Below are 14,259 nucleotides of genomic sequence, written 5' to 3' on the forward strand. Positions count from 1 at the left end.
CTCTCTTTATTGTTCCATATTTTCAATAGGTTTTTCTAAATTTTTATTCATTTCCAAATCAGGCTCTGTCTTAGCTCCAAAAATTTCTGCGGTTTTACTCCACATTAATTTATATTTACGCTTGAGAAATTCTATCTCTTCACGCGCATGTTTTAGCTCATTGTTTAAGGTTTCTATAGTTTTTCTATCTTCATCATAAAGTTCTTGCATAGAATAAAGAGCATCTTTTAAAAATTTATTCTCATTTTTTAATGCTTCAAGTGTTTCATCTTTAGCATCTAAAACTTTTTCATGTAAATTTAAAATAGTTCCTATTGTTTTTTCAACAAAACTTTCCCCTGCTAAAGTCATTGAATTTACCATTGCAGGTTGAGATTTTGCAGCACTAGGCACCACACTAAAAGTACCTTGATGAGCTTCGATGTAAATTTTACCCTCTTCTTCTTTAAAATTTAAAGCCCCATTAGCCATCATACCCTTAACCACATCTTCATTTAAATGCACAAGTTTACAAAATTCTTCAAGTTCAAGATAGGTTTGCATTTTTATCCCTTATAATAAAACTTCTACTTCTTTTGAATCAGATACAAGTTTTTTTTCTTTTTCAAGACGATCTTCTTTAAGCTTTTGTGCTAAATCAACATCATAAATAGCTAAAATTTGCATAGCCAAATAAGCAGCATTGATTGCTCCAGCCTTACCAATAGCTAAAGTTCCTACAGGAATTCCACTAGGCATTTGCACCGTAGAAAATAAAGAATCCATACTTGCAAGATTGCTTCCTGACATAGGCACTCCCAAAACAGGTTTTGTTGTATAAGCTGCAACAGCTCCAGCTAAATGCGCTGCCATTCCAGCTGCTGCTATAAAAACTTTCGCACCTTTTTCTTCAGCATTTGCAATATACTCTTTTGTTCTTTTTGGACTACGATGAGCTGATGAGATAATAAGTTCATACTTTACCCCAAAACTTTCTAAAGTTTTAGCAGCCTCTTTCATAGTCTCATAATCACTCTTGCTTCCCATTAAAATAGAAACAAAATTCATCTATATTTCCTTTCTTAAAAAACTTAATGCACTGATTTTACTTGGTAATTGAATTTCATGTTCATTGCCGCTATGAATTTCACTAAATTCTTTATTGTTTTTAGCAATGAGTTTTTTAAACTCTATAAAATATTTATCCTCTTTTTGATAAATTTTACCTAGTTCATTATCGCAAGTTTGAATCACATCGCCTAAAGGAGCTAAAATTTCATAAGGCGTGTTTAAAACGATTTTCCCTTTACATTTAAAAAAGCTTCCATCTTCGCTTATAGCATGCACTTGATAAGAACCTTCTTCTATGCTTGTATTATGATTTTGTGTGTCGGTTTTTTCTAAAGGACGCGAAACAAGATAGCCATCTGTAAAACCACGATTCTTAAGCGTAGCAATCTCTTTTTCATACTTGTTTGACTCAAACTTACCCTCTAAAACATCCTGTATAGCCATTTTATAAGTTCTTGTTGTAAGCGCAACATAATATTCGCTTTTGGTGCGTCCTTCTATCTTAAAAGCACTGATACAATTTTCTTGCATGATTTTTTCTATATAAGAACAAAGATTTAAATCTTTGGAATTAAAAACATGAGTACCATTTTCATCTTCTTCTAAACGAAATAAAGTACCATTTTCTGGATTTTTAGCATAAAGCTCATAATTAAATCTGCAATCATTTGCACAAGATCCACGATTACTCATTCTTCCACTTTGCACAGAGCTTATTAAACAACGCCCAGAATAAGCAAAACACATAGAACCATGCACAAAGGCTTCAAGTTCAATATCGCAATTTTCTTTTAAAGCTTTAGCATCTTTAAGCCCTAATTCTCTCGCAATTACAACCCTTTTAGCGCCCATATCCTTATAAACTTGAGCATCTAAATAATTTAAAATATTCGCCTGAGTAGAAACATGTAAAGAAATTTCAGGTGCAAGCTCTTTAACAAGACGCATAGTTCCAACAGAAGCTACAATAAAAGCATCGGGTTTCATCTCACGTAATTTTAATATATGTCTTTTTAAGCCTTCAATTTGAGAGCTTAAATGAAAACCATTTAAAGTAACATAAATTTTCTTACCACGCTCATGAGTATATTTGATAGCTTCTTCAAAACTTTCATAATTAAATTCTCTTGCAGTGCGCGATCTTAAAGAAAAATTATTCACACCCGCATAAACCGCATCTGCGCCATAAGCTAAAGCAATTTTTAATTTTGTGAAATTTCCTGCAGGAGCTACTATTTCAGGAATGATCATTTTTGCCCTAAACTTGCAATTAAAGCTTCTATATCATCATTACTTACAACATCAGCAGTACTATCACCTTCAATATGCACTGCAGAACTTACACGTTTTTTATCATCAATTTTACCTTCAAATAAAGAACTCATATAACGGCTTAAAGCACGCATTACATTAATAACACGTTCGATTTTTTGACGATGTATATCTTGATACTGCATTGCATCCATTGCCATCATCACTTCATCTTGTCCGCTTTGAAGATTTCCGACAATCTCCTTAGAACTTTTTTTAGCTTGATTGTTTAATTCTAAAGCTTCACTGAAACTTTCCACATTAGGAAATTTTTCATTAAGTTTAGAAAAAATATCAATATTTTTTTCTATTGCTTTATTTATTTCTTTGAGTAAACTTTCAGAATCCGCAAAAAAATTATTAATACTTTCAAGCTTATCCATCATTTCCGTTGCTTTAAGCTCGCTATCTTTTGTAACATCATCTAACTGATGTACAACTTTATGCTCCTGATTTGGTGGGGGTGGTGGCCATACTACACTAGGATTAGGTTTGTAATCAGCTATTTTGACATCTTCTAACATCAAAGCATCTTCTTCGGTATTCGATTCTTCGGTTTTTATCTCTGCTTCTGTCTCTGAATCAAGATCAACATCACCATTCATCAAAGCATCAAGCTCTTCTTGAGTCATTTTTTTCCCTTTTTTAAATCTAGATTTTCAATAATTGCTCAAAATTATAATCAATTTTATCTAAAACAAAAATATAAATTTTTATTTTTTAATCTTTTTAAATTAAATTTTTAAATTTATTAAAAAAAATATATTAATTAAATCTTAATTAAAAATTTTATGATATAATTTTATAAATTTAATTACGTAAAGGAGTAAAAATATGGGAAAATTTGTTAATAATATAGATGATTTTTTCAAATTTTGCAAACAAAATGAAGTGCTTTTTGTTGATTTTCGTTTTACAGATATGATAGGAACTTGGCATCATATTACCTATAATCTTCATGCAATCAATGAAAAAACATTTCAAACTGGCATTCCATTTGATGGAAGCTCAATTCATGGATGGCAACCTATAGAAAAATCAGATATGATTTTAAAACCTGATGCTCAAAGTGCTTTTTTAGATCCTTTTACGGCTGATCCTACTATCATAGTATTTTGTGATGTGTATGATATTTACAAAGGACAAATGTATGAAAAATGTCCAAGAAGCATAGCAAAAAAAGCAATGGAACACCTTAAAAATAGTGGCATAGCTGATACTGCTTACTTTGGACCAGAAAATGAATTCTTTGTTTTTGATAGTGTAAAAATAGTTGATACTACTCATTGTTCTAAATATGAAGTTGATACCGAAGAAGGAGAGTGGAATGATGATAGAGAATTTACCGATAGCTACAATACTGGACACAGGCCAAGAAACAAAGGTGGATATTTTCCAGTTCAGCCAATTGATTCTTTAGTAGATATTCGTTCTGAAATGGTTCAAACCCTTGAAAAAGTAGGCCTTAAGACTTTTGTTCATCATCATGAAGTTGCACAAGGACAAGCTGAAATAGGAGTAAATTTTGGCACGCTTGTAGAAGCAGCTGACAATGTTCAAATTTATAAATATGTTGTAAAAATGGTAGCTCATTTAAACGGCAAAACTGCCACTTTTATGCCAAAACCTTTATACGGAGATAATGGCAATGGTATGCATGTTCATATGAGCTTATGGAAAGATGGGATAAATTTATTTTACGATAAAGATGGATACAGTGGACTTAGTCAAACTGCTATAAATTATATAGGTGGAATTTTAAAAAATGCTAGAAGTGTCGCAGCTTTTACAAATCCAAGTTCCAACTCTTACAAAAGGATAGTTCCTGGCTTTGAAGCTCCTTGTATTTTAACTTATTCTTGTCAAAACAGATCAGCAAGCTGTCGCGTTCCTTATGGCATAGGTAAAAATTCAGCTCGTATAGAAATTCGCTTCCCTGATAGCACTGCTAATCCTTATTTAGCTTTTGTTAGTCTTTTAATGGCAGGTCTTGATGGAATCAAAAATAAAACCATTCCTGTGGGTCCTATGGATGAAAATTTATTTGATCTTACTTTGGATGAAATACGTGAAAAAGGGATAGAGCAATTACCGCATACTCTAAGAGGAAGTTTAGAAGCTTTAATTCGACATAATTCTTATTTAAAACCTGTAATGAGCGATATTTTTATAGATGACTATCAGCATTTAAAATTTGAAACACAAGTTTGGCCAGTAGAAGCCCGTCCAACTGCTTATGAATTTAAAACTTGCTACTCTTGCTAAAAAATTTAATGGCGTTTAACACGCCATTAAATTAAAAAAGAATTAAAAATATTTATTTTATATCAACTATCGCTTAAGTTGATTTACAATTCCTAGCATATCATCACTTGTTGTAATTGCCTTAGAACCCGCTTCATAAGCTCTTTGTCCTGTGATAAGATCCGTCATTTCTTCAACAAGCTGAACATTACTAAGTTCTATAAATCCATGTCTTATTGTTCCAAGCCCATCTTGTCCTGCTATACCCGCAACAGGTGCACCACTTGCTCCTGTTTCAAGATAAAGATTATCACCCATAGAATGAAGACCCGCTGGATTTATAAACTGAACTAGCTCCACTTGGCCAATTTGAGTTTCTTGTTGCTCCCCTGGTAGCATTACAGAAACGGTTCCATCTGTAGCAACATTAATTGCTGTTGCGCCTTCAGGTATTGTCATCTCAGGTAAAAGTCTATAACCATCTGAATTTACAATATTACCTTCATTATCTTTTGTAAATTGCCCATTTCTAGTATATCCTATAGTGCCATCAGGAAGTTGTATTTGAAAAAACCCATTACCTGCAATAGCCATATCAAGACCATCAGTACTTGTTGATTTTAAATTTCCTTCAGTAAAAACTTTAGTTACCGCTGTTGGACGCACACCCACACCCACTTCTATACCCGAAGGAGAAAGAGTAGTAGCCGAAGTCGAAGTTCCTGCATACTTCATAACTTGATACATAAGGTCAGCAAATTCTGCGCGACTTTTCTTAAAACCTGCTGTATTAACATTGGCGATGTTATTTGAAGTAACATCAATTTGTGTTTGCTGCGCTACCATTCCCGTAGCAGCAGTATGAAGTGATCTCATCATTTTTAATCCTTTTTTTATTTTATTTTAAATTATTTAACAGCTGCAAGCTTATTGATAGCTTCTTGATTTAAGTCATCCATATGAGCTGTCATAACTTTTTGATACATTTCTACCATTCTGTTTGCTTCAATCAGTCCTACCATTTCAGTAACTGGATTAACATTTGATCCCTGAGAAAAACCTTGGCGAATAGCATTGGAGTTTTCCAAATCTCTAATGCGGGTTAGATCATCTATTTTATAGACATTATCTCCATCTTTTTGCAAAGCTCTTATATCATCTACTTGCGCTACAAATAATCTTGCATTTTGAACTCCATCAACTTCAATGCTTCCGTTTTTATCAACGCTAATTTGAACAGCACCATTAGGAATGCGTATGCCAGCATTCTGAGGATTATTAAAATAATCACTACTTAACACCTTGTATCCTTGCTTATTTACCAAATAACCCTCATCATCAAGTTGAAAATTTCCATCTTTAGTTAATCTTACTTCTCCATCTTTGGTCTGAACCAAATAAAAAGCATCTTCTCTAGTCATTGCCAAATCCAAAGGATTGTTTGTGGCCTTTAAAGAACCTAGGCTAAAATCCGTATATTCTTGAGAAACTTGCGGGATTCCATCTATTGTAGTATTTACAAAACGAGATGCATCTCTTGTGTGATTTTCTATAGGCAACTCATCCTGAGTTTCTTTAAAAATCCTTTTAAAATCTGCAATAACCACATCATCTCTTTTGTATCCGCTTGTATTAATATTGGCAAGATTATTAGTAATCACATCAAGTTTATTGAACTGAGTTACCATTCCGCCAGTTGCTTGATAATATCCATTTTGCATATTTTCACCTATAAATTTAAGATTTTATAACTATAAAAGCAAAGAGTGTTCCAACTTTTAAAAACAAAGAAAAATAAATATTTGAAAGATTATTAGGAGAGAATTTTAAACTATAAAAAGCAAGATTTGACTCAATCTTGCTTTAAAAATCAATTTTAATCCATTTGACGACGCAAGAAAGTTGGTGTTTCAATTTGCGCCATTATCTCTTCATCGTAACCACCGCTTACCTTTTTAAGACTTAAATAAGGATTTTTCTTAGAAGCTTGAGCTTCTTCGGTAGATTTTTTAGCTACTGTATCTTTATCTTCAAACCCTGTCGCAATAATAGTTACTTCAACTCTATCTTCCATGCTATCATCTGTAGTAGAACCAAAAATAATCTTAGCATTTTCATCAACAATTTCTTGTATACTATTTGCTGCTGCCGAAATTTCAAACAAAGAGCAATTAGAACTTGTTTTAAAATGTAAAATAACTCCCTTGGCACCTTTAATATCCATTCCATCAAGCAAAGGAGATTCTATAGCGTTTGAAAGAGCCTCTTCTATAGCATTTTCACCGCTAGCACTACCAACACCCATAAGCGCGAGTCCGCGATGACTCATGATGGTTCTTACATCCGCAAAGTCAACATTAATATCTCCATTATCAAGCAAGATAGACACCATACCTTTTACAGCACGAGCTAAAATATCATCAACCAATCTAAAAGCATCTTTAATGCCTGCTTTTTTATCAATAATGCTCAATAATTTTTCATTTTGAATTACAAGAATAGAATCACTTTCTTTTTTAAGCTCAAGGAGACCGCTTTCAGCAAGTTTTTTTCTTTGTTTTCCTTCGAATGCAAAAGGCATAGTTACAACAGAAACAGTTAAAGCTCCAATCTCTTTAGCTGCTTGTGCAATAACTGGAGTGGCACCCGTTCCAGTACCTCCACCAAAACCTGAAGCAATAAATACAATATCACTTTGACTAAGACTTGCTTTTATTTCTTCAAAACTTTCTCTAGCACTTTCTGCACCTACTTCAGGAAGCATACCAGCGCCTAAACCTTTAGTTTTTTTCTCGCCAAGTTGAATTTTAGTTTTTGCTAATGAAATTGAAATAGCTTGTGCATCAGTATTTGCTGCAATTAAATCAAGATCATTTAATCCCATTTTAACCATATGGTTGATCATATTACCGCCACCGCCACCGCAGCCTATAACCTTAATTTTTGCACCTTTATTATGTTGCATTTCTTCTACTAAAAATTCACTCATAAAAATTTCTCCTTGTTAAAATTGATTCATAATTTTATGCCAGATATTTGAAAAAACGCTAGGTTTTTTTTCTTTTGGCTCTTTAAAATCTAATTGTTCTTGTATTGCAATTGTATCATTTTCTTGCAAATTTTCATCAAAAAAATCAGATTTTATTTCACTTTCTGTATCTTTTTGCAAAACAATATCTTGTTTAATTTGACGATTAAAATTTTCAATTTCCCCTTTATATCTTAATTTTTCATTAGAATCAAGTTCATAAGGCGTAAAATACCCTGCTCCATATAAACAAAGTCCTATAGCACAAGTATTTTCAGGATCATTAAAAATTTCACTAAAACCAGTAATCAAATCTTTTCTTGCAGTAGCCAGTCTAACTGAGCGATTATCAAATGTTGCAGGAGCTAGCTCATCAATACCTGCTAACTTAGTCATTCCACCTGTTAAAACAACTCCACCGCCTATAGCATTGGCATAACGATTATCACTTAAGATTTTTGCCAAAATCATCAAAGTTTCTTCCGCTCTTGCATAAATTACGTTTGAAATAATATCCAAAGAAACTTCATTAACCTTTCTTTCATCACCCATTGAAGGAATTTGTATAAGGGTATTAGGCTGTTGCGAAAGAGCTGCATAATTAAGCTTGATTTTTTCTGCTTCTTTTAAAGGTGTATGCAATGCCATTGATAAATCTTGGGTGATATTAATCGAGCCAATTTGCAAACAATCATTATATCTAATTGAATTTCCAGTATGAACAACCATATCGCAAATCGCTCCACCCATATCAATCAAAACAGCACCTAATTCCTTTTCGCTATCATCTAAACAAGCTATAGCTGAAGCATATCCTGAAAGAACTATATTATCCACTCTTAAATCAGCTAATTCAACTGCTTTCTTAAGATTTTTAATATGAGATTCTTGTGAAATCACTATATGGGTTGAAACTTCTAAACGATTGCCACTCATTCCCAAAGGATCATCAACATGTTCAAGATCATTAACCTTAAAATTATAAGGCAAAACATGGATAATTTCATAACCACTTGGTAGATTGGCAGTATGCTTAGCTGTACTTACAGCACGATGAATTTCTTTAATGCCTATTTCATGATTTGGAATATTAACAACACCTATGCTATCAACGCTTTTAGTATAAGCACCTGATATAGATACCACAACCTTATCATAATGAACTCCGCTCATCATCTCAGCACTTCTAACAGCCTCTTCAATAGATTTAGAAGCAAGCTCTATATTGGTAATGGCACCTTTTTTAACCCCGTTGGTTTTCGACTTGGAAAAACCAATAATTTTTAATCCATCTTCATCTTTTTGAGCAATAATGGCACAAGTCTGGGTTGAGCCTAAGTCAATTCCTAATATATTCAAAATCAATTCCCTTTATAATAAATTTTTATCGGATATATCTTTTTAAGTTCATCAACAAGTTCTTGCTTAAGCTCATTTGCTTTTAAATTTTGCAAATTTTGTTCAAGCATAGTTTTGTATTGTTCAAATTTATCGGAGTTCATATCTAATTTTTGTTTATTTATTTTATATAATATTGCTTTATTGTCATTAATGACCACATAAGAACTATTTTGATCAGTATTAAATACATTCATTAAAAAATAAGCAAATTCAGAATCGTTTAATATTTTATCGCTAACCTTTACACTCTCGCGAGAACTATCTCGACTTACAAAGCCTATATCATCGCCTTTAAAATTTACTAAACTATTTTTAGCTTTTTCTTCTAAATTTTTTCTAGCTTGTTCGCTTAAATACATAGGTAAAACTTCTTCTCTAGCTTCTTCAAAAGTTTTATTTCTTATAGGATCTACTTTATTTAGTTTAACTATGATATATCCGTTATTATAAGGTGCTGGTCGTAAAACATCTCCATTTTTAGCTTTATTCAAAAGATCAATTGGATAATAAACATCAGATTCACTAATATTTTGATCTTTTTGAAAATTATCTTTCCCATTTTTTAAATCTAAAAATTTAGCATTAGCCACATTCTTTAGTTGCATTAAGGCGTAATCTTTAGCAACTTCATTTTTAGCAGACTGAAAATCCATTACTTTACCTGCAAAATCTTTATATTTTAGTTTATTTTCATCTTGATTATAAAATTTTTCTAATTCTTTGTCGTCAATTTTCTCATTGCTAACTGGCAAAAAATAAGTTGAAATTTCATATATTTTTTTAGTTTTATAATCTTCTTTATGTTCATTCCAAAGCTTTTTTAAATCCTCTTCATTAATCTTAATATTTTTTTTGTCATAATCAATTTTTGCAATACTTAAGGCATCTTGCATGAAATAACTAGAAGCTAACATTTTTAATTCCTCATCTTTGCTAGGAATATTAAAAATTTGATTAAGTTTATCAGTAATTACTTCATTTGCAAGTTGTGTTTCATAATCTTTTGGAGTTAAATTATTGGCATTTAAAAGTTCATAATAAATTGTTTTGTTAAAATCCCCTGTAGGATCTTGAAATTCTCTAGTATTTGCAAGTTTTTGTAAAATTTCATTCTCGTTTACGCCAATACCCAAATCTTTGGCAAAATTTAACAAAAGCTTATCTTCAACAAGGGAGCTTAAGGCTATATTTTTAATGCCTAGTTGCTCAGCATTTTCTGGAGTTAAAGCACCGTTGCTAATTTGATTATAATAACTTAAAATTTGTCTATATCTAGTATCAAATTCACTAAAACCTATCTTTTCATTTCCTACGGTTGCAACACTAGAACTTCTATTGAGATTAAAATCATAAGCACCCCAACCTAAAAAGCCGGCGCCAACAAAAGCTATAGTACTAACCCATATAGTAACAACAAGATATTTTTTGTGATGTTGCATCCAAGTAAGCATATCATTCCTTGATTAAATTTAAACTAGATATTGTATCGTAGAAGTGTTTAAGTGGAGTTTAATTATAAAATTTTTACCAAAAAATATTTGTTCTTTAAATTTTATGATTTTTACAATGAAATTTAGTTATAATTATAGCTTATAAAAATTTATTAGGATTGATTTTGGAAATTCCTCATATCCCAGTTTTGCTTAATGAAGTTCAAGAGATTTTTAAAAATCTTAAAACAGGTTATTTTTTAGACTGCACTTTAGGATTTGGCGGACATAGTGAAGCTTTGCTTAAAAATCATCCTGATCTTAAATTCATTGCTTGTGATCAAGATCAACAAGCTTTAGAATTTTCTAAAAAACGTCTTAAAGATTTTCACAATAGGATAACTTTTATACAAAGTAATTTTAGTGAAGTTTTAGAAAAAATTTCACATAAAGAAGAATTAAGAGGTATTTTAGCAGACATTGGAGTTTCTTCATTTCAACTCGATAATAACGAAAGAGGTTTTAGTGTAAATTCTGACTTTTTGGATATGAGAATGAATCAAAACTCCAAAATATCGGCTTATGAGATTATTAATACTTATACAAAAGAGCAATTAACTTCCATTTTTAAAGACTATGGAGAATTGCACGATGCACATTTTATTGCTGAAAAAATTTGCCTAGAAAGAAGTAAAAATCCAATCAAAAGCGCCAAGGAACTTTATCAAATCATAGGAAAAGGCAAACAAAATCATAGAAAAATTTCCAAAGCCACTTTAGCATTTCAAGCCATTAGAATAGAAGTAAATCAAGAACTTAAAGTGCTTAAAGATTTTCTTGGGCATTTGGAAAATTTAAAACCAAAAAATTGCATTTTAACAATCATTAGTTTTCATTCTTTGGAAGATAGAATAGTAAAAAATTTTTTCAAAAAATGGTCAAAAAACTGCATTTGTGATGAAAAAATAATGCGTTGCGAATGTGGAAATAACCATAGCCTAGGGCAAATAATAACCAAAAAAGCTATAAGTGCAAGCAAGGAAGAACTTTTAAAAAATTCTCGCTCTAGTTGTGCTAAAATGCGGGCTTTTTATTTTAATAATTTGGACAATAAATAATGCTAGAAGATGATTTTATAAAAGAACGCCAAAACATACGCCAAAAAATGCTGAAATTTTCTCGCGCCATAAATCAAGGCAAACCGCTTGATGATGATTTAAGAGATGAAATTTCTAGCGATGATATTTTAAGACGTCGTTTTAAAAAAAAGACTCCTAATAAATTCTTAGAAGAACTCGATGAAGAGTATGAGTCAAAACATACTAAAAAATCAAATATATATTTAAAAGAAGATCTGATCAATGTTAAATTAGAAGAAAAGCAATCTCTTGCTAAAAAAATTTTTTCCAAAATGAAAGAAAGAAAAAAAGAAGAAAATAAAAAAACTAAAAAGATTTTTTCGTTTGGAAGAAAAAAAATAAACGAGATAAAAAATATTCAAACCAAACCAAAAATTCAAATAAAAAATGATCAAAACCTTATCCAAGATAAAAAAGAAAAAAAAGAATCTATAAAATCTATAGAAAAAATTCAAAAAACTGAGCCTAAAATACAAAATTCCCAAACTATAGAAAAACGACCTGATATTAAAAAACAACCCGATATTAAACAAAGTTTGGAAAATTTACAAAAAAAGATAACACCACAAGAAAATAAACAAGAACTTCCAAAACCATCCAATCAAGCCCAAGAAAAACAACAAAATGATGAAGATGCTCAAAAGGCAAAAAATGTTTTATTAGAAGGCTACTCTAATGCCACCAAAGAAGATAGAAACCTAAATTTCAATCATCTTCTTTTTGCGGCTTTACTTGTTAGTTTTGCGTTATTTTTATTTGCTCCACAAATTTATATTAGAAATCAAATTTATTATCTTAGTAGAGAAATTGCTACATTAAGAACAGAAGAAAGCGTTTTAAACGAAGAAAATAAAGATTTAAAAAGAAGGCTTGAAAATATGCGATTCCAAAATCAAATTTTAGACTATTTAGAATGAATAATCTTATCTAAAACATACTGCTCTAAATTTGCTTTTGGAATTTCCTCTTTTAAGGCTTCCTTATAAATTTCACCTGCCATTATAGAGTATTTTTCATAAGCAAAATAAGGGAAATGCAAAGCCCAGGCTTTTTGTATTATTTTTTTTGAGATTATTTTGCGAGTATAAACTTTAAAAATATCATATCCTATAAATACACAAGCAGTAACCATAACAGCACTCACTATGCTTATATGAAAGTCAAGTTTTGTTAAAAAATAATGAGTAATTAAAAGCAATGGTAACAAAACCACAGCACAAAAAACACCAAAATAAATATAAGAATTTAGAATTTTGAAATTAAAATTTAGCTTAGAAGGATCTACAAGCATACCGTCATTAAAAAGTGCATTTGCCTCTAATAAATCCTTCACTAAAACAGGTTGTTCTGATACTTTAAATAAAAAACGAAGGCTAAATTCTTTAAATTTTTTCATAATCCATGCTTTATTTTTTAATTAAAATTTTATCTAAAGAAAATTAATTTTTACTAAATATAAACCTCTTTCAATTGCTTATTAATTCTTCTGTAATTCTAGCGATTTCTAATTCTTCATCTGTAGGAATAACAAGCACTTTAACTTTAGAATTTGCATGATTTATCATTCTTTCGCCCGAAATCCTTTGTTTGTTAAGTTCAAAATCTAACTCGATACCAAGATGAGCTAATCTCTCACATACTTTTTGTCGAACCAAACTATCATTTTCTCCTATACCACCTGTAAAAATAATAGCATCGGTTTTTGGCAACACGGCAAAGTAGGATCCTATATATTTAACAAGACGATAACAAAACATATCAAGAGCCAAGCGTGCTTTATCATTACCTTGTTCTATCTCTCTTTCTATATCTCTAAAATCATTATAACCGCAAATTCCATATACTCCACTTTTTTTATTCATCAGTGTGTCTATTTCTTCTATAGTTAAACCTTTGACATGACTTATAAAAGGTAAAATAGCAGGATCTATATCCCCACAACGCGTTCCCATAATAAGTCCTTCAAGCGGAGTAAATCCCATAGAAGTATCCACACTCTTACCTTTTTCTATAGCACATACACTTGCACCATTTCCAAGATGAGCAGAGATAACATTTAATTCATCTTGATCTTTTTGAAGAAATTTTGCCGCTCTAGAACTAACATAAGCATGGGAAGTCCCATGAAAACCATATCTTCTAATATTATGCTTATCATAAAAATCATAAGGCAAAGCATACATATAAGCAAAATCAGGCATAGTGCGATGAAAAGCTGTATCAAAAATAGCTGCATTAGCAACACTAGGTGCAGCTTTAATCATTGTTTTTATACCTGCTAAATGGGCAGGATTATGCAAAGGAGCAAAAATACTAACCCTATCTATCTCTTTAAGAACATAGTCATCTACTAAACAATGCTCACTTAAATTTCTTCCCCCATGAACTATACGATGACCACAGCCATCAAGAGCATTTAAATCCGCTAAAATTCCTGATTCTTTAAAAAGCTCATTAACTATACTAAGTCCTTCTTCGTGATTATTTATTGTTAATTCTCTTTCAAAACTTTCATTATTTAAAACATTTTTTAATATAACTTTTGAATTTTGCTCTCCGATTTTCTCTACTAAGCCACTGGCTTTAACGATTTTATTATCAAAAAATTTAAATTTAATCGATGAAGAACCTGAATTTAAAACTAAAATTTTCATTT

At 31.1% G+C, this 14,259-nt stretch carries 14 protein-coding genes; 3 read left to right on the forward strand and 11 right to left on the reverse strand.

Annotation, left to right across the window (positions count from 1 at the left end; translation table 11 throughout):
* Positions 1 to 6 precede the first annotated feature (6 nt).
* The 4 genes from AJ888_RS00645 to AJ888_RS00660 are packed head-to-tail and all read right to left on the reverse strand — an operon-like array spanning position 7 to position 2,993.
* Complete coding sequence (locus tag AJ888_RS00645; RefSeq protein WP_002861385.1) at positions 7 to 543, reverse strand: DUF3972 domain-containing protein; 537 nt, start codon at positions 541 to 543, stop codon at positions 7 to 9.
* Positions 544 to 552: 9 nt separating this feature from the next.
* Positions 553 to 1,047 carry a 5-(carboxyamino)imidazole ribonucleotide mutase gene (gene purE / locus AJ888_RS00650; protein ID WP_002861384.1) on the reverse strand — a complete coding sequence of 165 codons (495 nt, stop codon included), beginning with the start codon at positions 1,045 to 1,047 and terminating at the stop codon, positions 553 to 555.
* On the reverse strand, positions 1,048 to 2,301 hold the full coding sequence (locus tag AJ888_RS00655; protein ID WP_002861383.1) for a peptidase U32 family protein: 1,254 nt from the start codon (positions 2,299 to 2,301) through the stop codon (positions 1,048 to 1,050).
* Entirely contained in the window at positions 2,298 to 2,993 is a 696-nt protein-coding gene (locus AJ888_RS00660) for a chemotaxis protein (protein WP_002861382.1), read from the reverse strand. Before AJ888_RS00660 ends, AJ888_RS00655 begins: the two co-directional genes overlap by 4 nt.
* A gap of 202 nt (positions 2,994 to 3,195) precedes the next feature.
* On the opposite strand from AJ888_RS00660, the gene glnA reads away from it, so the two are divergent.
* Positions 3,196 to 4,626: a type I glutamate--ammonia ligase gene (gene glnA / locus AJ888_RS00665; RefSeq protein ID WP_002861381.1), complete on the forward strand. Its 1,431-nt coding sequence runs from the start codon at positions 3,196 to 3,198 to the stop codon at positions 4,624 to 4,626.
* Positions 4,627 to 4,692: 66 nt separating this feature from the next.
* On the opposite strand, the gene flgG is transcribed toward glnA, so the two are convergent.
* From flgG to AJ888_RS00690, 5 genes are all read right to left on the reverse strand, one after another.
* Complete coding sequence (gene flgG, locus AJ888_RS00670) at positions 4,693 to 5,484, reverse strand: flagellar basal-body rod protein FlgG (protein ID WP_002852142.1); 792 nt, start codon at positions 5,482 to 5,484, stop codon at positions 4,693 to 4,695.
* 29 nt (positions 5,485 to 5,513) lie between these two features.
* Positions 5,514 to 6,326, reverse strand: a complete 813-nt coding sequence (locus AJ888_RS00675) for a flagellar hook-basal body protein (RefSeq protein ID WP_002861380.1) — start codon at positions 6,324 to 6,326, stop codon at positions 5,514 to 5,516.
* Between the two features lie 155 nt (positions 6,327 to 6,481).
* Entirely contained in the window at positions 6,482 to 7,594 is a 1,113-nt protein-coding gene (gene ftsZ / locus AJ888_RS00680) for a cell division protein FtsZ (protein ID WP_002852071.1), read from the reverse strand.
* 15 nt (positions 7,595 to 7,609) lie between these two features.
* The gene (gene ftsA / locus AJ888_RS00685; RefSeq protein ID WP_072223311.1) at positions 7,610 to 8,998 is read right to left on the reverse strand and encodes a cell division protein FtsA; all 1,389 of its coding nucleotides are present in this window, start codon (positions 8,996 to 8,998) and stop codon (positions 7,610 to 7,612) included.
* The gene (locus tag AJ888_RS00690) at positions 8,995 to 10,485 is read right to left on the reverse strand and encodes a peptidylprolyl isomerase (protein WP_057096036.1); all 1,491 of its coding nucleotides are present in this window, start codon (positions 10,483 to 10,485) and stop codon (positions 8,995 to 8,997) included. Before AJ888_RS00690 ends, ftsA begins: the two co-directional genes overlap by 4 nt.
* A gap of 158 nt (positions 10,486 to 10,643) precedes the next feature.
* Here AJ888_RS00690 and rsmH point away from each other — a divergent pair, with 158 nt between their 5' ends.
* On the forward strand, positions 10,644 to 11,582 hold the full coding sequence (rsmH, locus tag AJ888_RS00695) for a 16S rRNA (cytosine(1402)-N(4))-methyltransferase RsmH (RefSeq protein ID WP_079861056.1): 939 nt from the start codon (positions 10,644 to 10,646) through the stop codon (positions 11,580 to 11,582).
* On the forward strand, positions 11,582 to 12,520 hold the full coding sequence (locus tag AJ888_RS00700) for a hypothetical protein (protein ID WP_002861376.1): 939 nt from the start codon (positions 11,582 to 11,584) through the stop codon (positions 12,518 to 12,520). Before rsmH ends, AJ888_RS00700 begins: the two co-directional genes overlap by 1 nt.
* On the opposite strand, the gene AJ888_RS00705 is transcribed toward AJ888_RS00700, so the two are convergent.
* The gene (locus AJ888_RS00705) at positions 12,508 to 12,999 is read right to left on the reverse strand and encodes a hypothetical protein (protein ID WP_002855147.1); all 492 of its coding nucleotides are present in this window, start codon (positions 12,997 to 12,999) and stop codon (positions 12,508 to 12,510) included. The genes AJ888_RS00700 and AJ888_RS00705 overlap by 13 nt on opposite strands.
* Positions 13,000 to 13,069: 70 nt before the next feature.
* Complete coding sequence (locus tag AJ888_RS00710) at positions 13,070 to 14,257, reverse strand: acetate kinase (RefSeq protein WP_002861375.1); 1,188 nt, start codon at positions 14,255 to 14,257, stop codon at positions 13,070 to 13,072.
* Positions 14,258 to 14,259 lie beyond the last annotated feature (2 nt).

It is taken from the genome of Campylobacter sp. BCW_6467 (genome assembly GCF_001762855.1).
Classification (GTDB): Bacteria; Campylobacterota; Campylobacteria; order Campylobacterales; family Campylobacteraceae; genus Campylobacter_D; species Campylobacter_D jejuni.